Source organism: Bacillus sp. PS237 (genome assembly GCF_037963345.1).
Classification (GTDB): domain Bacteria; phylum Bacillota; class Bacilli; order Bacillales; family Bacillaceae; genus Bacillus; species Bacillus subtilis.
Genome location: NZ_CP150156.1, coordinates 1,105,599 through 1,124,737 on the forward strand (window position 1 = coordinate 1,105,599; position 19,139 = coordinate 1,124,737).

Sequence of the window (19,139 nt, forward strand, 5' to 3'; positions counted from 1 at the left end):
AAGGATGGAAAACCCGATGAACACAGATCATACGAAACGCAATCTTTTTGAATTGTATGCGGAGCTCATTCATCAGCAGGAGAAATGGGAGGGGCTTATTAAAGCCTTTTTATCTGACGAATTGAGGAAGCTGGATGTAGAGCACGGGAGTAAATCTCAATTGACGATGACAGAAATTCATGTTCTATCCTGTGTCGGGGACAATGAACCAATTAATGTCACGTCGATAGCAGAAAAAATGAATACGACAAAAGCGACTGTATCACGCATCAGCACAAAATTGCTCGGCGCAGGCTTCCTTCACAGAACACAGCTCAGCGATAATAAAAAGGAGGTCTACTTCCGATTGACGCCTGCTGGAAAAAAGCTGCACAGTTTGCACAAATATTATCATCAGAAGGCTGAACAGCGTTTTCTGTCATTTTTTGACCGCTATACCGAGGAAGAGATTCTTTTTGCGGAACGGCTGTTTCGGGATCTGGTGACAAAATGGTATCCGTCGTCAGAAGAAATTGAAGGGGGGCTTCCTAGCATTTTTAAATAAAAAACACGCACTGCGGTGCGTGTTTTTCGCTTTGTTTCTATCTTTTTCAAGGCTGTAACGTAAATCAGATTTCCTCTTGAAGAATGAAATTCAAGATGTTCAGGAATTTGCACTGCTTATACGATATGTCTATTAGTATCTTTATTTTATACGTTTTCTACTGTGTTTTTGATGCTTTGTTTTCAAGTGAAATAGGGTCTTCTGTTTTAGTTCTCCTAATCTTTACAGAAATACCTACTAGAATGACCGCCATAGTTGTAAATATTCCCATGGTTAATAAGATCGTATCCTGGTTTAAACTCCATCCAATTAAGAAAGAGATGATCGCTCCTCCGAAACTTGCCGAGGCAATAAATAAACTTGTAACTTCGTCAACGTACTTCTGAATAATGATTGATGCTAGTGTTAAAGCAATGGGAAATATCCCCGCTATACTTAGGCCAATCAAAAATGTACCACTCAATTGAAGTATTGGGTTACTTATATAAGAGAAGGCAATCAACAAAACAATTAAACAACTACAGCTAAAAAGAAGGTATTTGGAAAAATCAAGCCTTCTACTTACGAAACCAATCAATATTCTTCCTATGATGATCCCTACCCAGAAAAAGGAGACACTTATAAGACTAATTTGTTCATTGTCTTGGTTTATCATGATTGAAGGTAAAAAGTTGGCAAAATTTGTTTCAATTCCAGCATATAGGAAAGCGAAAAATACAAAAAAGCCTAATTGCTTTGATTTTTTTCTATCTCCTATAAAGTATTGAAATGCTCCTCCATCTGGAAAGGTCACTTGTTGGTTAGCATTCTTAGCGTACTCTCGGTTCTTAGACAAGAAAATTAACCACCCTACGAATAGGACGAATAAAAAGGTGAATATACAGTAATATGGTAAAAACCAGTTATTGATATCTATGAAGGAATTAATTAATAATGGGAAAGATAAAGCGCCTAATCCAAAGAGAACTTCCAGCTTACTCATTTTTTCTGCATTACTTTCGAAATTAGCAATAACAAATGAACCAACTGTCGTTTCTAATGTGCCTGCTCCATATCCTAAGAGAAAAGCCATTACAATAATATAATACCAATCCTTGGTTAGAAAAAAGATACTTAACGCTACAAGCATTATTGTCAAAGCTAAAGTAAGTGTCCTAAAATGACTGTATTTCTTAATCATTAAAGGTGCGATTAATACTCCGCTTAGAAATCCGGTAAACTGGAAGAAGATTATGACCGAAATATCATCTGTTGTCTTGTTAAAAGCCTCTAATAAAAATGGTGTCAAACTCCCTGTTGATATATGGATAATACCTACTGTAAAAAAGAAAGCATATCCAAATAAATATGTCCCTCTTAACATTCATTACACCCCTATATGAAAAAGCAGGAAAGTAAATTCCTGCTTTTTTAGTAACTTCTCTCTTTGAAATACTAGTTGACTGCTGAAACAGACATGGGTTGAGAGTTGCTGTCTTTCTCAAAGAACATTTCTAATACTTCCTGAGATCTAAAACCATCACTAAAAGAAGGGATCTCAACCCAATCATTCTGAGTTGATGCAATCCAATTGATTAACTCGCTTCTAAAAGAATCAGCCCATCCATAAAACTCGTTTGGCGGATCGTTTAATAGGCTTTGCGGTACTGGGCAGTCTACCACGTTCAAGCCATCTATGAGCTTGTAAACGTGAGGATTACCTGTGTGGTATTTAAACTCTTTTTTGTGTCCAACTACCTCAATGCTAAAACCACAGTCTTCAGGTACAGAACACTTTGATGTGATGATATTTACAAATACCTTGTTCTTCAGCTGGCCATAAATTTCTGCATAGTCATCTACAAGTACCTGTTTATCCTCTTTTGTTTTTACATTTGTGTTCATCTTTGCCCTTACTGATTCTGTGATGAAATCACTCTCGAACAAATACCATACCATGTCAATAAGGTGAATACCCAGATCCCCCAATGATCCACTCGTCTTCTTACTATTAGCGTCATCTCTCCAAGTAAACTTCTTACGTCTAAGTGCACTATTTTTCTTGAAGTGTACTTTTATGGACAGTATGTTACCTAGTTCATTATTGATAATTAAGCTTTTTAAGATATTTACGTAAGATAAATATCTATAATTAAATCCCATACTGGCTCTTACGCTCAACCTTTCAGCAGTATCTTTCATTATGCTTGCTTCTTCAAGAGAAATAGCCATAGGCTTTTCACATAATACATGCTTATGTTTTCCTAATGCTTGCAAAGCATGTTCTTTATGGCAAAAGTTTGGTGATGCTACAATTAAACCTTCTGAGGCATCAATTAGTTCATCTACGTTTTCAAATGACTTCCCGCCGAAAGTTTTCACAAAGCTTTCCGCATTTTGTTGATTTATGTCATATACCCCTACTAACTCTGCATTTTTTATTGTAGATAAAGCAGTTGCATGCGCTCTTGCAATACCACCTGCACCTATGATGCCTATCTTCTTCATTTTTATTTCCTCCTCATGATCCAATTAATTTTTTTAAGGTATTAGTAATTCCTTTTGAGTACTCACTATCAGTTATAAGGTTGTGCAAGTTTTTGGCTTCCTGTGTTGCATTTTTTAGCAGATATCCATTCCCTACTGTCTGTAACATACGAACATCATTTCCACTATCCCCAAATGCGATAGCTCTTTCGGTATTTAGGTTGTATTTCTCTAACATAAACGTTACAATTTCATTCTTTCCTGTCCCTATGGGGATAAAATCTACATCATAGCTGTCTTCTGGATCGCCTGCTAAGGGATTACACCGATTTATATTTACTGAAACGCCGTATTCTTCGCAGATTTTTTCAATAGCTAATAGGTTTTTCTTGTCGTTTATTTCATCTTGTTCCTGATAGTAGAAGTTATGCTTATACCGTGACTTTCCTAATTGGGTTTGAGGATTCAAAAGAATGTTATGATTTTCATGCAGCTGTTTCACAAGTTTTTCAACCTTTTCTTTACTAAACCCTTCATTTATGCGACTGTTCCACTTGTTATCTTGCTGACCGAAGTTATGCTCTGAAAAGTACGTAATTTCAGTTCCAAGATCACTAGCTATAAAATGCGGAAAATATCTAAATTTTCCTCGTCCCATTTTATCGAGAATAGATTCTATACTGCTCCCAGTAACCCATCCGATTATTAGCTCCCCATCTTTACTTTTTTGTTCTAGATAGTCTTCGAGTTCATAGATGTCTTGTTGCTTTTGTTCGTCGATTGTATGCGGAAAATACGTTTCATCAAAATCACAAAAAACAATATATTGAGGATGTTCAACCGTGGATAACGTTTTATACTCCGATTTCTTGCTTAATAACATGAAACAGTCCCTCCATTACTCTGTCTTGTTCTTCTAAAGTAAATGACGGATATAAAGGCAAATGCAGTACCTGACTATGAGCCTTTTCCGTATGAACCAATTGGAGTCCTGCATACTTGTCCTGTACTAAAGGAGTTTTTTGCATATGAGAAAGTATTGGATAATATACATCTGTTTGAACACCAAAATCTTCATTTAATTTAGTCATGATATCTGCCCTATCTTCTGTTCTTACCTTAATAGGAAACAGATGCCATACATGATCTTCACTTAATTCTGGTAATTCAATATAGCCTTTATTCTGCAACTCTGCTAATTGGGTAATGTATCTATCCGCCAAGAACAATCTTTTGAAGTTGTTTAATGAAAGGTACTTCATTCTCTCTAAACCAATTGCTGCCTGTAAATTGTCCATTTTTGAATTAAATCCAAAATTGATGACTTTCTTATTTTTTACATTTACTTCAAAACCGTGATAACTAAATTGAATGCATTTTTTAGCGAGTTCTTCATTATCAGTTGCTATTGCCCCAGCCTTGCCACATACACCAAAATTCTTATAGGGATTAAAACTTAATGTAGTGATGTCTGCATACTTTCCTAAGTCTGTCAGTCCAATTCCTTGGCAGGCATCTTCAATTACTTTTAATTTATAACGATTTGCGATTTGACGGATATGCTGCATGTCTGAATGTTTTCCGTATAAATGCACAGGTAGAATAAACTTTGTATAAGGAGTTATTGCTTCTTCAATTTTGTCAGGATCGATGCAGAATGTTTGTGGGTTAATATCTACATAGATAGGAACGCCTCCCGAAGCTAACACAGCATTTTCAGTAGCTGAAAAGCTATTAGCCGGCATGATAACTTCATCCCCTGGGTTTAACCCTAAAGCCAATAAACCTATCATAATAGCATCGGTTCCACTGCTGGTTGCAATTACATACCTTTTATGTAAATATGTAGATAAAACTTTTTCGAATTGCTCTAAATAGGGACCACTCGTAAATTTTCCAGTTGGCAAAACTTCAGTTAATGTATTTAAGATATCTTCCACTTCATCATTGGTTATTAATCTGTCTACAGGCAAAAAAGGGACTTTACTGATTTCACGATTTTTTTGATAGTTGAAAAGGTCATGTTCAATATCTATCTTTTCTTTTAATACTTGTTTCCACCGCTCGTTTACAATACTGTCTTCAATAACAAGTTCTTTTCCTTGTACGTCACCTTTTAAGTGTTTTAATAGTGACATGTTTTCTTTGCTTTTACCTGAAATCTTAACCTGTTTTTGCATGAACAGTACCTCCAATGATTTTATAATCTAAAAATTTATTACAAATTTATCCTAGTTTCTGAAATCGGTAACATGTCAACAACTTTTTTAAGGAAGGGAAAATATGCCTACAATTGATGAAATAGCAAAATTATGCAATGTGTCTAAAACCACAGTGTCAAGAGTATTGAATAATCATCCTTATGTGTCGAAAGAAAAAAGAGATATGATCTTAAAGGCTATTAACGAACTTGACTACACTCCCAATTATTTAGCTCGGAATTTTAGGAGAAATAAGACACAAACGATAGCTTTATCGGTTCCGAGTATCGACCATCCATTTTTTGCTCAATTAATAAAAGGGGTCTCTCATGAAGCACTGTTTAAGAATTACAAGGTAATTGTATTTCAGACCTTTTATGACAAACAGACGGAGCTAGAATTACTAGAGTTATTGAAGCATAAAGAAGTGGATGGCATTATTCTTGGGACTTTAGAAAATGAATGGGATCAGATATCCCCTTTCTTAAAGTATGGTCCTATCTTATTATGTAATGAATATCATCACTCAGCGGACATCACGATAATTGGGTATGATGAATTTGAAGCCGCATACATGGGGGTAGTACATTTAATTGAAAGAGGGCATAAAAAAATTGGGTTTTGTTTTGATACTCCATATAGCGAAGCTCAATGTCAGAGGAAAGAGGGTTATTTGAAAGCTTTACAAGATTACAATTTACATCATAGAAGCGAATGGATATTCGGCGAAATGTTTAATATCGAGGATGGCTTTCGTGTTTTTCATAAGATAAAGGATCTAAAGGACAGACCCTCAGCAATATTTACAGGAAATGATCAAGTCGCCGCAGGGATTATTAAACAGGCGATGAAAAATGGCTTTAAAGTTCCAGAAGACTTAGCTGTAATTGGTTTTGACAACCAATTGATTTGCCAAGTCGTTACTCCGACCATAACAACAATTGATATCCCCGTAATAGAATTAGGCCAACAGGCTGTGTTGAAAATCATCGAGTCCATTTCGGGTAATGCCTCTTTAAACAGAAGAATTATTAAACTGCCAACAAAGCTTATTATAAGAGAATCAACGTAACGATAGATTTCCCTTTAACATTTTATATCTTTATATAAGAAAAAGAGGTTATTCATTTTAACCTCTTTTTCAATCGTAAGTCGTCAATTATTTCTTTCATTTCACCCTCTGGCAGCACTCACTTCAAATCTGATCCATTAACAACGAAATATCCGCTTATATTTCCTCATCTCGATGGTTTGCGAATTAAAAGTTCTTGAACCCTTTTTTCAACTAGGCACTACTGCCGCTGATTGAGCTCTTTTTGTCTTTTTTTTCACCATGAAGATGGTGAAGCAGGCGATAAAACGGCGGCAGCAGGGCAATAACCAGAATGACGCGAATGACCTGAACCGCAACGACAAAGGTGGAATCAGCATGTAAGGTAACTGACGTCGTCGCCATCTCTGCAATCCCGCCGGGCGCAAATGCCAGAACAGAAGTGATGAGCGAAATTCCTGTCAGCTCGGAAACGATCACGGCGCTCAAAAACATTGCTGCGATTAAACCGACGGACGAGACAAACCCGACGATGATAATACGGGTGACGCCGGCAAACATGCTTTTGTACATCTTAGAGCCGATCGTTGCCCCGAGAAATACTTGTGATACATGGTTAGCTTGTGACAACCACCATGCCGTCATGTCGTGCCCTGTCACCGCAGCTCCGCCAACATGTACAATTGCTACACCGAGCATGCTGCCGAGCAGCCATGGAGCTGGAAATTTTAAAAATTTCGCAGCTTTGCAAGCTCCCCAGGCAGCGAGAATAAGAATGACGGTCCACAAAACGGGAGCGAGCCTAAAATCTGTCGTTGCAGAAGAAATCGTCTCTGCTGCGGCACTTGCGGTACGATCTTGTTTTGTATAGATCAGAATGACTAAAAACGGAATGGAAAGCACCACGAGCAGCACACGCATCATTTGAACGAGGCTGACTATAGCGGTATTGGCGCCTACTTCCTGTGCGATGCTCGGCATGGCGGAAAGTCCGCCGGGAGCGGTGCCGACAAAGCTAGTCATCATATCCGTTTTGCTGAAACGCCAAAGCACATATCCTGACAGCATGGCCAGCAGGATAGACAATATCAGCATAACGCCGACTGAAAACCAATGGTCTTTGAGAACAGAGAGAACGGATAAATTCAGCTTTTGGCCCAATTCGATGCCGAGGATCATCTGCCCGAGGGCGAGCCATCGTCGGTTAATTCCTTTTTGGTCTGGTGCCATCATCAGCCATGCCGGCCGTATCATGGCGAGGCAGCAGGCGACAATCAGTGTTCCGATCATCCATCCAATTGATATTCCGGTTAATGAAAGAATAAACCCCCCGGCTGCACTGATTGCGATAAACCATAGATCTTTGAGGAGATTTTCGTCTTTCTTCAATGTAAAACCCTTCTTCCTTTTTCACGTAACACTCCAATTGTTCACGTAGTGAATGTATTTATTACTATAGTATATTTTTGTTGATAAAGAAATTATGAATTATTTTCTATAAGCGATTCACTTTTCTTATGACCTTGTGTTCGAGCTTTTCTATTGTGTAAGTCAGAGATAAACCCGCTGTCAGCAGACACACGGCAAGAGCGTAAAAAATCACTTCTCCGCCAAATGATGTCAGGATCAGCCCGCCTGCCAGCGGTCCGATTGAGCGGGATATATCCCAATGCAGACCATAGACAGCATAAAACCGGCCCAGCAAATGAGGCGGCGCCAATTTCGATATGAAGGTCTGGATGTGGGTTAGCCCGATGCTTTCACCAACCGTCATCACCGCTGCCGTCACTAAAAGCATTGTCAGAGAGGTTGAGCATGCAAAGCCGGCTGCCGCAAGGGAGTAGCAAATATAAGTAATGAAGAGGATCGTTTTCATTGAAAGCTTTTCGGTCCCTTTGACAAGAGGTACTTGGAGAACACAGCTGAATAAAGCTTTTGCTGCTGAATAGATGGTCAGCATGGACAGATAATCAGAAAACATGTTTTTGCTGAACAGCCTGTATGTTGTTTCTGTTTGTGCATATAACATGCTGATGGGGAGAGAAAGCAGCAAAAGAAGCAGGACAGGCCTGTATATTGTAAAGCTCGCGGACATTTTCGGGGTAACAGCTGGGTGTAGCGGCTTTGTCTCAGGCAGTTTCAGTGCAGCGATCAGAAAGTAGATAAACAATGCTGCAGCATCTAATGCGAATATCCACACGGGGTTATGATTGTACAGCAGCATCCCCACTAGCGGTCCTGCCGTCAGACCCGTCGAATAGATCGCATTGATGACCGCAAACACTTCCGAACGTCTGCTTTCCGGCGTGCTTTCAGCGATTTGGGCGCGGGAAGCGGGAATGTACAACGATCTTCCGATGCCATTCATGACATAGAGAATAGCGAAAACATACGCATGCTCAGCAAATACAAACCCTGTCATTGCCGCTGATTGAAGAAGCAATGCGGTCAAAATCGCTGTGCGCCGCCCAAGCCGATCCGTCACCCGTCCTGCAGCGAGCGTCAGGAAAATATCAGCAAATGGCTGAAGGCTGATGATCAGCATTGGCATCATGATACTGCCGTTTAATTGTTCATGCAGATACAGCACCATAAAAGGTCCCATCATTGCACCTGTCAGGCTTGTCAGCAATTCGCCGAAAAAGCGGAGCCGAACGGGAGCGGTATATCTCGATTTTATAGAGTGAAAACTGGTCAACATGTGATCGCCGCCTTTCGCTGTTTGATATAGTAGTAGTGTATAGAAGGGGCGGCGGCCCAAAAAGTGAAGAAAAGAAGAGATAAAAGTTCCCCTTTTGTCGGGAGGTGCGGGGATTGAAGCTGATAGAGCACTACGTGGCGCTTGTAAAAACAGGCTGCGCCGAGTATGGGCAAATGAACGAAATGACGCTCACTGAGATTGCCGACTGTTTATTTTGTACAGAAAGAAATGCAAAGCTCATTTTACATAAGCTGGAGAACAGCAATTGGATTATCCGGGAAAGCGGGGCGGGGCGCGGCCGCAAATCTAAAATCGCGTTTCTTCGGAGGCCTGAGGAACTGCTTCTTCAAACTGCAAAGGAATATACCATGTCAGGAAAGCTTAAAAAGGCAAAGGAGCTGCTTCAGCAGTATCAGTCCGCGTTTCCAGGGCTTCAAAACGAATATAACATGTGGCTATCAGAGGTATTCGGATTTGTGACGGAGACAGGCGAGAATGGGGCGAAGGATGTCCTGCGGCTGTTCATCACGCCTGAATCTGTCAGCAGTTTGGATCCATGCCAAATATTTTTGCGGTCTGAGGGCCATTTCGTCAAACAGATATTTGATACACTCTTCACGTTTGATTCGGATATGCAGGAGCCGAAGCCTCATTTGGTTCATGGATGGGAAGAGGTCGGAAAAAAACAATGGAGATTTTTTCTTCGAAAAGGTGTGTTATTTCATAATGGACAGCCGCTGACATCGCGGGACGTTGCGTTTACATTTCAGCGCTTTTTGGAACTGGCTGACAACCCGTATAAATGGCTTCTGCACGGAGTGAAACAAGTCTTAGAAAAGGGCCCTTATTGTGTGGAGCTCATACTCGATAAGCCGAATGCGCTTTTGCCGTATGCTCTTTGTGATGAACGGCTGTCCATACTGCCGGCAGAACAGGGCGGCGGGAAAAATGGAACAGGGCCTTTTCAGATGAATCAGCAACATAGCGGGATGCTTGTGCTTGAAGCCAATGAGCGCTACTTCAAGGGACGCCCCTATTTGGATCGCGTTGAGTTTGTGTTTTCTGAGCAAGCCGGAGAGATGAACGGTTTTACCATTCAAGAAAAACAAACATGTCCTGAGCAGCAAACTGTCTTTGATGAGCGGCATGTTCAGTATTTGTCGCTTAATCTGAAAAAGAAGGGGCCTCTTCAGCACCGAAGCTTTAGAAAAGCGCTCCGGCTGCTGATTTCCTCTGAACGGCTCGTTCGTGAAGCGGGAGGGCACCGAAGAATTCCGGTTACGTCCTTTTTGCATCCGAGTCCTTTTGAGTGGGAGGGCGTTTCGCCATCTGAATTGTTGAAAAAAAGCGGATACGAGGGCGAAACAATCGTGCTTTATACCTTTTCGGAAACGGATCATCGTGAGGACGCCGAATGGATTCAAAATATTTGCGCCCAGCACGGTATCAGGCTTACACTTCAATTCTGTGATGCTGCTGATCTGCGACGGCCGGAAATCGTGCAGATGGCGGATATCATTCATGACAGTGCGACGTTTTATCAAGACAGCGAGTTTGGTTTTCTGCATTTGCTGCTGTCGGAGAACAGTTTCTTGTATCAGCATCTATCTGAAAAGCTGACACAGATTTGCTCAGGAATGACAGAGCGGATGTTTTCCATGCCTGACCGCTGTTCGAGAATCAACATCCTGCGTGACATTGACCGGCAGATGATACAGGAGCTGAACGCGATCCCGCTGTATCAAAATGTGCTCCAGGTGACATCAAGTAAAAATGTAAAAGGCCTGGTGCTTGATGAAGAGGGATGGATTGATTTGTACTCCGTATGGCTGTCCAAATAAAAAGAGGGTTCTTTTTTGAACCCTCTTTTTTACGCTGCCATGCTGCGGCATTGTTCAGCACAGGTGAAGCAGGCTTTCGCACATGCTTGGCAATGATCATGATCGTGCTTTCCGCATTCAGTGCCGCATGCTTCACAAATATCGGCGCAAAGTGCACAAATTTCTTTCATAAACGGGCTGTCCGTTTGCATGGCTTTGACCGCCAGCGCGCAAATATCCGCGCATTCCCTGTCAAGCCGGATGCATCCGCTGAGATGATGCTGCACGCTTTCTTCCAAGCATTTAGTGAAACAATGATTGCAAGCCTTCATGCAATCGATGCAAGCCTCAATACAAGCCTCAGAATATTGCTCCATGGTTGATTCCCCCTGTATGACAGTATATGGTTTTATGTTTCACGGCTGCATTTGAAAAAAACAGGGGAGTGTGTTTTTAGCTAAGGGGATATGTACATATACCCTGAATGGGTATATCTAACGTTCCATCAGATAGTATAGGAACCAGACAGCGTGATTTTGTTCATCACGTGCTGCGCGCGTAAAGACGCCTTTCGCTTTTAAGTTTGACGTTTCCTCGGCCGCACGCAAGTAAAAGTCGACGGTTTCTTGTTCATCTTTAAAAGCGGCGTCCAGTCCTCTTGTGAAATTGTCCGGGCATTCTTCCGTTTGTTTCGGCATGATGTGTTTGCCGGTAATTGAACCATACAGTGTGGAAAATTCACGGAGGTGGCGAATCTCGTCACGCCTGATTTCTTCAATCTGTTTTCTGACCTCATCGCTGTGGGCGAGTTCGGCAAGCTTGCGGTAGCATTGAATAGCACTGAATTCTCCGTTGATGGCCTTCTGCAAATTCCGAATCAAAACAGGATCTTCCCGGTATGGCACCGGATAGGGATAGTAGCTGTAATGCAAGGGGATTCAACTCCATTCTTAGGAATTGGGCTTCTGTAAAAGTATATGTTGGGCAGGGAGAGATGTGCGGAGATAATCAGCTTTTTATATGTGAAAAGGCCGTTTTTACCAATAGATCAGATTGGTCATTTTCGTCAACATTCGATAAAATATAGAGAGATAAAAAGAGAGGGGTCTTCTAATTTGGGAGCAGAGTTTTTAGTAGGCAGGTCCGGGAGTGGAAAAACGAAGCTGATCATCAACAGCATTCAGGATGAATTGCGCCGGGCTCCATTCGGGAAGCCGATCATTTTTCTAGTCCCGGATCAAATGACGTTTTTAATGGAATACGAGCTTGCTAAAACGCCAGATATGGGCGGGATGATACGCGCTCAAGTGTTCAGTTTTTCACGATTGGCCTGGCGCGTCCTCCAGCATACGGGAGGAATGAGCAGGCCGTTTCTGACGAGCACCGGCGTACAAATGCTCCTGCGGAAGCTCATTGAGGAGCATAAACAGGAGTTCAAAGTCTATCAAAAAGCGAGTGACAAAAGCGGGTTTACCGCACAGGTTGAGCGGATGCTGACAGAGTTTAAGCGCTATTGTCTGGAACCGGAGGATATCCGCCGGATGGCGGAAAGCGGAACGGCTTCCGAGTATCGCGGAGAACGTGTTTTATCTGAAAAGCTCCATGACTTATCAATTCTGTATCAGCAAATGGAAAAAAGCCTCGCAGATCAATATCTTCACTCTGAGGATTATTTGACATTGCTGGCAGAGCATATCCCGCTTGCGGAAGATATAAAAGGCGCCCATATCTATGTGGATGGCTTTTATCAGTTTACCCCGCAGGAATTCAGGGTGTTGGAGCAGCTTATGGTTCATGCGGAGCATATCACGTTTTCGCTCACAGCGGACAAGCCGTCATATGAGCGGGAGCCGCATGAACTGGAATTGTTCAGAATGACGGGGAAAACCTATTACCGCCTGCATCAGAAGGCGAAGGAACTGAATTTGGACATTACGTATAAAGAGCTGAGCGGGACTGAGCGGCATACAAAGACGCCGGAATTGGCGCATCTAGAGGCACAGTATGAAGCGCGTCCGGCCATTCCATACGCAGAAAAACAAGAAGCCCTTACTGTGATGCAGGCCGCAAACAGACGAGCTGAGCTGGAAGGCATTGCTCGGGAAATTCACGCCCTAGTCAGAGAGAAGGGATATCGCTATAAGGATGTAGCAATTCTTGCGCGCCAGCCGGAAGACTACAAGGATATGGTGAAGGAAGTTTTCGCAGATTACGAGATTCCTTATTTCATTGACGGAAAAGCATCTATGCTGAACCATCCGTTAATTGAATTTATCCGGTCGAGCCTTGATGTTCTGAAAGGGAATTGGCGTTATGAAGCGGTGTTTCGCTGCGTGAAAACCGAACTGCTATTCCCGCTCAATGAACCGAAGGCCAAAGTGAGAGAACAGGTCGATCAGCTCGAAAATTACTGTATCGCCTATGGTATTAAAGGCGACCGCTGGACAAAGGGCGATCGGTTCCAATACAGGCGTTTTGTGTCATTGGATGATGATTTTGCGCAGACTGATCAGGAAATCGAAATGGAAAACATGTTGAATGACACCCGCGATTGGATTGTTCCGCCGCTTTTTCAGCTTCAAAAACGCATGAAAAAAGCGAAGACGGTTCAAGAGAAGGCGGAGGCGCTCTATCGTTATTTAGAAGAGACGGATGTGCCGCTGAAGCTGGATCAGGAAAGGCAGCGTGCTGAGGATGACGGCAGAATCATTGAAGCGCAGCAGCATCAGCAGGCGTGGGACGCAGTCATTCAGCTGCTTGAGGAGTTTGTTGAAATGATGGGAGATGATGAGATTTCTCTTGATTTGTTTCAGCAAATGATAGAAGCCGGCGCGGAGTCGCTTACATTTTCTCTAATTCCGCCTGCGCTTGACCAGGTGTTTGTCGGCAATATGGATTTGTCCAGAATGTATGGCACCTCCTGCACCTTTGTGCTCGGGGCAAACGACGGCGTTCTGCCGGCACGCCCTGATGAAAACGGGGTCCTGTCGGATGATGACCGGGAATGGCTGAAAACGATTGGGGTTGAGCTATCCTCAGGCGGACGAGAGCGTTTGCTTGATGAGCACTTCCTCATCTACATGGCGTTTTCAAGTCCGTCTGACCGGCTTTACGTATCGTATCCGATTGCTGATGCGGAAGGAAAAACGCTTTTGCCGTCGATGATCGTTAAGCGGCTGGAAGAACTGTTTCCGCATCATAAGGAGCGCCTGTTAACAAATGAACCTGAACAGGTCAGCGATGAGGAACAGCTGATGTATGTTGTGAATAAAAGCGTGGCACAGTCCTTTACCGCGAGCCAGCTCAGGTTATGGACTCGGGAATACGACATCAGCGACGTCTGGTGGAGCACGTACAATGTGCTGATGAGTGAGCAGGACAGGCTGCAATCGAAAAAGCTGTTCTCAAGCCTGTTTTTCCGGAATGAAGTGAAGCAGCTTGAACGCAGCGTGTCGAGACAGCTCTATGGTGAACGTATTCAGGGCAGTGTATCGAGAATGGAAACCTTTAACGCATGCCCGTTTTCCCATTTTGCGTCACACGGGCTGCATTTGAAGGAACGGCAATTCTTCAAGCTTGAAGCACCGGATATCGGCCAGCTGTTTCATTCCAGCTTAAAGCTGATTTCGGACAGGCTGCGTGAGCAAAAGCTGGATTGGCGCGATTTAACGAAGGAGCAGTGCGAGCTGTTTTCCTATGATGCGGTAGAGCGGCTGGCACCGAAACTGCAAAAGGAAATTCTGCTCAGCTCAAACCGGCATTATTATGTGAAGGAAAAACTGCAAAAAATTGTGACACGTGTGTCCGGCATTTTAAGCGAGCATGCGAAAGCGAGCGGATTCGTACCGATCGGGCTTGAACTGGGCTTTGGAGGAAAAGGGCCGCTTCCGCCGCTGACCTTTCAACTGAAAAACGGCTGTACGATGGAACTCGTCGGGCGAATTGACCGTGTTGATAAGGCTGAAAGCTCAAAAGGCCTGCTCCTCAGGATTGTCGATTATAAATCAAGCGACAAAGGCCTTGACTTAGCGGAAGTATATTACGGATTGGCACTGCAAATGCTGACGTACCTTGATTTATCGATTACACATTCAGCTGACTGGCTCGGGATGAGGGCGACGCCTGCCGGAGTGCTGTATTTCCATATTCATGACCCGATGATTCAATCTAATCTCCCGCTTGGGCTTGACGAGATTGAACAGGAGATCTTTAAGAAATTTAAAATGAAGGGCTTGCTCCTCGGTGATCAGGAAGTGGTTCGCCTCATGGATACAACCCTTCAAGAGGGACGTTCAAATATCATAAACGCCGGCTTGAAAAAAGACGGCTCTCTCAGATCAGACTCAGCAGCAGTCGGTGAAAAGGAATTTGATCTTTTGACAAAGCATGTGCGCCGCACCTTCCAAGAAGCGGGCGAACAAATCACCGACGGGCGCGTATCCATTGAGCCGTACAAAATGAAGAACAAGACGCCGTGCACATACTGTGCGTTCAAATCAGTATGCCAATTTGATGAATCACTGGAAGAAAACGAGTATCGCCCATTAAAGGCTGAAAAGGACAAGACAATACTTGAGTGGATAAAAAAGGAGGCGGATGGCAATGAACATTCCTAAACCGGCAGACAGCACATGGACAGATGACCAATGGAATGCCATTGTTTCAACCGGCCAGGATATTCTTGTGGCAGCGGCTGCGGGCTCTGGTAAAACCGCTGTGCTCGTTGAACGAATGATTCGGAAAATCACCGCGGAGGAAAACCCAATAGATGTAGACCGTCTTCTCGTTGTGACATTTACAAACGCCTCAGCGGCAGAGATGAAGCACCGAATCGCAGAAGCCTTGGAAAAAGAGCTTGTACAGCGCCCCGGCTCGCTGCATATTAGACGCCAGCTGTCTCTTTTAAACCGGGCCAGCATTTCGACGCTCCATTCCTTTTGCCTGCAAGTGCTGAAGAAATATTACTACTTGATCGATCTTGATCCGGGCTTTCGGATAGCTGATCAGACGGAAGGCGAGCTGATCGGGGATGAAGTGCTTGACGAGCTGTTTGAAGACGAATACGCAAAGGGCGAAAAGGCGTTTTTTGAGCTTGTTGACCGCTATACGACAGACCGGCATGATCTGGATCTGCAATTTCTCGTTAAACAGGTGTACGAGTATTCCCGATCCCATCCCAACCCGGAGGCGTGGCTGGAAAGCTTTGTTCATTTGTATGATGTATCAGAAAAGAGCGCCATCGAGGAGCTGCCGTTTTATCAATATGTCAAAGAAGATATTGCAATGGTGCTTAACGGGGCGAAGGAAAAGCTCTTGCGCGCGCTTGAGCTGACGAAAGCGCCGGGCGGCCCGGCGCCGCGTGCTGACAATTTTCTTGATGATCTTGCTCAGATTGATGAACTGATTCAGCATCAGGACGATTTCAGTGAACTATATAAGCGGGTGCCCGCCGTCTCTTTTAAGCGTGCCAAAGCAGTAAAAGGGGATGAGTTCGATCCAGCGCTCCTTGATGAGGCGACAGATTTGAGGAACGGCGCAAAAAAACTGCTTGAAAAGCTCAAAACCGACTACTTCACGCGAAGTCCTGAACAGCACTTGAAAAGCCTAGCCGAGATGAAGCCTGTCATTGAAACGCTCGTACAGCTTGTCATCAGCTATGGAAAACGATTCGAAGCTGCGAAACAGGAAAAATCAATCATCGATTTTTCGGATTTGGAGCATTACTGTTTAGCGATTTTGACAGCTGAGAATGACAAAGGTGAACGTGAGCCGAGCGAGGCTGCAAGGTTTTATCAGGAACAGTTTCATGAGGTGCTCGTTGACGAATATCAGGATACCAACCTCGTGCAGGAATCGATTCTGCAGCTCGTCACAAGCGGTCCGGAGGAGACTGGTAACCTGTTTATGGTAGGAGATGTCAAACAGTCGATTTATCGATTCAGGCTTGCGGAGCCGCTTCTTTTCCTCTCTAAATACAAACGGTTTACAGAGAGCGGAGAAGGCACGGGGCGGAAAATCGATTTAAATAAAAATTTCCGAAGCCGGGCTGATATTTTAGACAGCACAAACTTTTTATTTAAACAGCTGATGGGCGGCAAAATCGGTGAGGTCGATTATGACGAGCAGGCTGAGCTGAAGCTTGGTGCAGCGTATCCGGACAATGACGAGACGGAAACAGAGCTGCTGCTGATCGACAACGCAGAAGATACGGATGCAAGCGAGGAAGCAGAAGAGCTTGAAACGGTGCAGTTTGAGGCAAAAGCCATCGCTAAGGAAATTCGTAAGCTGATTTCATCGCCGTTTAAGGTGTATGACGGAAAAAAGAAAACACATCGCAATATTCAATACCGAGATATCGTGATTTTGCTCCGTTCGATGCCGTGGGCTCCGCAAATCATGGAGGAGCTGAGAGCACAGGGCATACCGGTTTACGCCAATTTAACGTCAGGCTATTTTGAAGCGGTCGAAGTCGCCGTCGCGCTTTCTGTGCTGAAGGTGATTGATAATCCGTATCAGGATATACCGCTTGCCTCTGTGCTGCGCTCACCGATTGTCGGAGCAGATGAAAACGAGCTGTCTTTGATCCGGCTTGAAAATAAAAAAGCGCCGTACTATGAGGCGATGAAAGACTACCTGGCTGCTGGTGACCGGAGCGATGAGCTTTATCAAAAGTTAAATACGTTTTACGGACATCTGCAAAAATGGCGCGCGTTTTCGAAAAACCACTCAGTATCTGAGCTGATTTGGGAAGTGTACCGCGACACCAAATATATGGATTATGTCGGCGGCATGCCGGGCGGAAAACAGCGCCAGGCCAATTTGCGTGTTCTTTATGACAGGGCGCGTCAATATGAATCAACGGCATTTCGCGGCTTGTTCCGTTTCCTGCGGTTTATCGAACGCATGCAGGAGCGGGGCGATGATCTTGGTACGGCGAGAGCGCTCAGCGAGCAGGAGGATGTTGTCCGCTTAATGACGATCCACAGCAGCAAAGGGCTCGAATTTCCAGTCGTGTTTGTAGCAGGTCTCGGCCGGAATTTCAACATGATGGATTTGAACAAATCGTACCTGCTGGATAAGGAGCTCGGATTTGGCACGAAGTATATTCATCCGCAATTACGCATCAGCTATCCGACACTTCCGCTCATTGCGATGAAGAAAAAAATGCGCAGGGAGCTGCTGTCAGAGGAATTGCGTGTGCTCTATGTTGCATTAACGAGAGCGAAGGAAAAGCTGTTTCTGATTGGCTCATGTAAGGATCATCAGAAACAGCTTGCAAAATGGCAGGCATCCGCGTCCCAAACTGATTGGCTTCTGCCGGAATTTGACCGCTATCAGGCGAGAACGTATCTAGATTTCATTGGGCCGGCTCTTGCCAGGCACAGAGACTTGGGGGATTTGGCTGGTGTGCCAGCACACGCTGACATCTCAGGTCACCCGGCTCGTTTTGCCGTTCAAATGATCCATTCCTATGATTTGCTTGATGATGATCTGGAAGAAAGAATGGAAGAAAAAAGCGAGCGCCTAGAAGCGATCCGCCGAGGTGAACCAGTTCCCGGCTCGTTTGCGTTTGATGAAAAAGCCCGCGAGCAGCTGAGCTGGACCTACCCGCATCAAGAAGTGACGCAAATTCGGACAAAGCAATCAGTTTCTGAGATCAAGAGAAAAAGAGAGTACGAGGATGAATACAGCGGCAGGGCCCCTGTAAAACCGGCTGATGGAAGCATTCTGTACAGACGTCCCGCTTTTATGATGAAAAAAGGCCTGACAGCGGCAGAGAAAGGGACTGCCATGCATACGGTTATGCAGCATATCCCGCTGTCACATGTGCCGTCGATAGAAGAAGCTGAGCAGACGGTTCACAGGCTTTATGAAAAAGAGCTTCTCACTGAAGAACAAAAAGACGCTATTGATATAGAAGAAATCGTGCAATTTTTCCATACAGAAATCGGCGGACAGCTGATCGGTGCTAAGTGGAAGGACCGGGAAATACCATTCAGCTTAGCGCTTCCGGCCAAGGAGATCTATCCTGATGCACACGAGGCAGATGAGCCGCTTTTAGTGCAGGGTATTATTGACTGTCTCTATGAAACTGAGGACGGATTATATCTATTGGATTATAAGTCGGACCGGATTGAGGGCAAATTCCAGCATGGATTTGAAGGAGCGGCCCCGATCTTGAAGAAACGATATGAAACGCAAATTCAGCTGTACACGAAGGCAGTGGAGCAAATTGCAAAAACAAAGGTAAAGGGATGTGCGCTTTATTTCTTTGACGGAGGGCACATTCTGACATTATAGCGAGATCCATAAGCTCCGGAATTTCAGGCGGAGCGGGTCTCGTTTTCTATATAAA

Annotated in this window: 13 protein-coding genes; 5 read left to right on the top strand and 8 right to left on the bottom strand. The window is 43.9% G+C overall.

The window, feature by feature from the left end:
* The first annotated feature begins 16 nt into the window (after positions 1-16).
* Positions 17-544 carry a MarR family transcriptional regulator gene (locus NST22_RS05710; protein ID WP_003245853.1) on the top strand — a complete coding sequence of 176 codons (528 nt, stop codon included), beginning with the start codon at positions 17-19 and terminating at the stop codon, positions 542-544.
* A 157-nt stretch (positions 545-701) separates the two neighbouring features.
* Here NST22_RS05710 and glcP read toward each other — a convergent pair whose 3' ends face one another.
* The 4 genes from glcP to ntdA form a co-directional block, all read right to left on the bottom strand.
* Positions 702-1,907, bottom strand: a complete 1,206-nt coding sequence (glcP, locus tag NST22_RS05715; RefSeq protein WP_003245772.1) for a glucose/mannose transporter GlcP — start codon at positions 1,905-1,907, stop codon at positions 702-704.
* 71 nt (positions 1,908-1,978) lie between these two features.
* Positions 1,979-3,031 (bottom strand): glucose-6-phosphate 3-dehydrogenase NdtC, encoded by a 1,053-nt coding sequence (gene ntdC / locus NST22_RS05720; RefSeq protein WP_003244701.1) that lies wholly within the window; start codon positions 3,029-3,031, stop codon positions 1,979-1,981.
* A 13-nt stretch (positions 3,032-3,044) separates the two neighbouring features.
* Positions 3,045-3,893, bottom strand: a complete 849-nt coding sequence (gene ntdB, locus NST22_RS05725) for a kanosamine-6-phosphate phosphatase (RefSeq protein ID WP_003244845.1) — start codon at positions 3,891-3,893, stop codon at positions 3,045-3,047.
* Positions 3,865-5,190 carry a 3-dehydro-glucose-6-phosphate--glutamate transaminase gene (ntdA, locus tag NST22_RS05730; protein WP_003245503.1) on the bottom strand — a complete coding sequence of 442 codons (1,326 nt, stop codon included), beginning with the start codon at positions 5,188-5,190 and terminating at the stop codon, positions 3,865-3,867. The genes ntdB and ntdA overlap by 29 nt, the downstream gene beginning before the upstream one ends.
* 103 nt (positions 5,191-5,293) lie before the next feature.
* Here ntdA and ntdR point away from each other — a divergent pair, with 103 nt between their 5' ends.
* Positions 5,294-6,283, top strand: coding sequence for an NTD biosynthesis operon transcriptional regulator NtdR (gene ntdR, locus NST22_RS05735; RefSeq protein WP_003245736.1), 990 nt, complete (start codon positions 5,294-5,296; stop codon positions 6,281-6,283).
* 213 nt (positions 6,284-6,496) lie between these two features.
* Here ntdR and NST22_RS05740 read toward each other — a convergent pair whose 3' ends face one another.
* On the bottom strand, positions 6,497-7,651 hold the full coding sequence (locus NST22_RS05740; protein ID WP_003245459.1) for an AbrB family transcriptional regulator: 1,155 nt from the start codon (positions 7,649-7,651) through the stop codon (positions 6,497-6,499).
* A 106-nt stretch (positions 7,652-7,757) separates the two neighbouring features.
* Entirely contained in the window at positions 7,758-8,963 is a 1,206-nt protein-coding gene (locus NST22_RS05745; protein ID WP_003245498.1) for an MFS transporter, read from the bottom strand.
* A 113-nt stretch (positions 8,964-9,076) separates the two neighbouring features.
* Between NST22_RS05745 and NST22_RS05750 the strand changes: the two genes are divergently transcribed.
* Positions 9,077-10,804, top strand: coding sequence for an SgrR family transcriptional regulator (locus tag NST22_RS05750; RefSeq protein ID WP_003245281.1), 1,728 nt, complete (start codon positions 9,077-9,079; stop codon positions 10,802-10,804).
* A 29-nt stretch (positions 10,805-10,833) separates the two neighbouring features.
* Here NST22_RS05750 and NST22_RS05755 read toward each other — a convergent pair whose 3' ends face one another.
* Positions 10,834-11,160, bottom strand: a complete 327-nt coding sequence (locus NST22_RS05755; RefSeq protein WP_009966950.1) for a four-helix bundle copper-binding protein — start codon at positions 11,158-11,160, stop codon at positions 10,834-10,836.
* Between the two features lie 117 nt (positions 11,161-11,277).
* Positions 11,278-11,715, bottom strand: coding sequence for a ferritin family protein (locus NST22_RS05760; protein WP_003245806.1), 438 nt, complete (start codon positions 11,713-11,715; stop codon positions 11,278-11,280).
* Positions 11,716-11,898: 183 nt separating this feature from the next.
* On the opposite strand from NST22_RS05760, the gene addB reads away from it, so the two are divergent.
* Together addB and addA are read left to right on the top strand one after the other, a co-directional pair.
* The gene (gene addB, locus NST22_RS05765) at positions 11,899-15,399 is read left to right on the top strand and encodes a helicase-exonuclease AddAB subunit AddB (protein WP_003244988.1); all 3,501 of its coding nucleotides are present in this window, start codon (positions 11,899-11,901) and stop codon (positions 15,397-15,399) included.
* Positions 15,386-19,084 (top strand): helicase-exonuclease AddAB subunit AddA, encoded by a 3,699-nt coding sequence (addA, locus tag NST22_RS05770; protein WP_003233100.1) that lies wholly within the window; start codon positions 15,386-15,388, stop codon positions 19,082-19,084. Before addB ends, addA begins: the two co-directional genes overlap by 14 nt.
* Positions 19,085-19,139 lie beyond the last annotated feature (55 nt).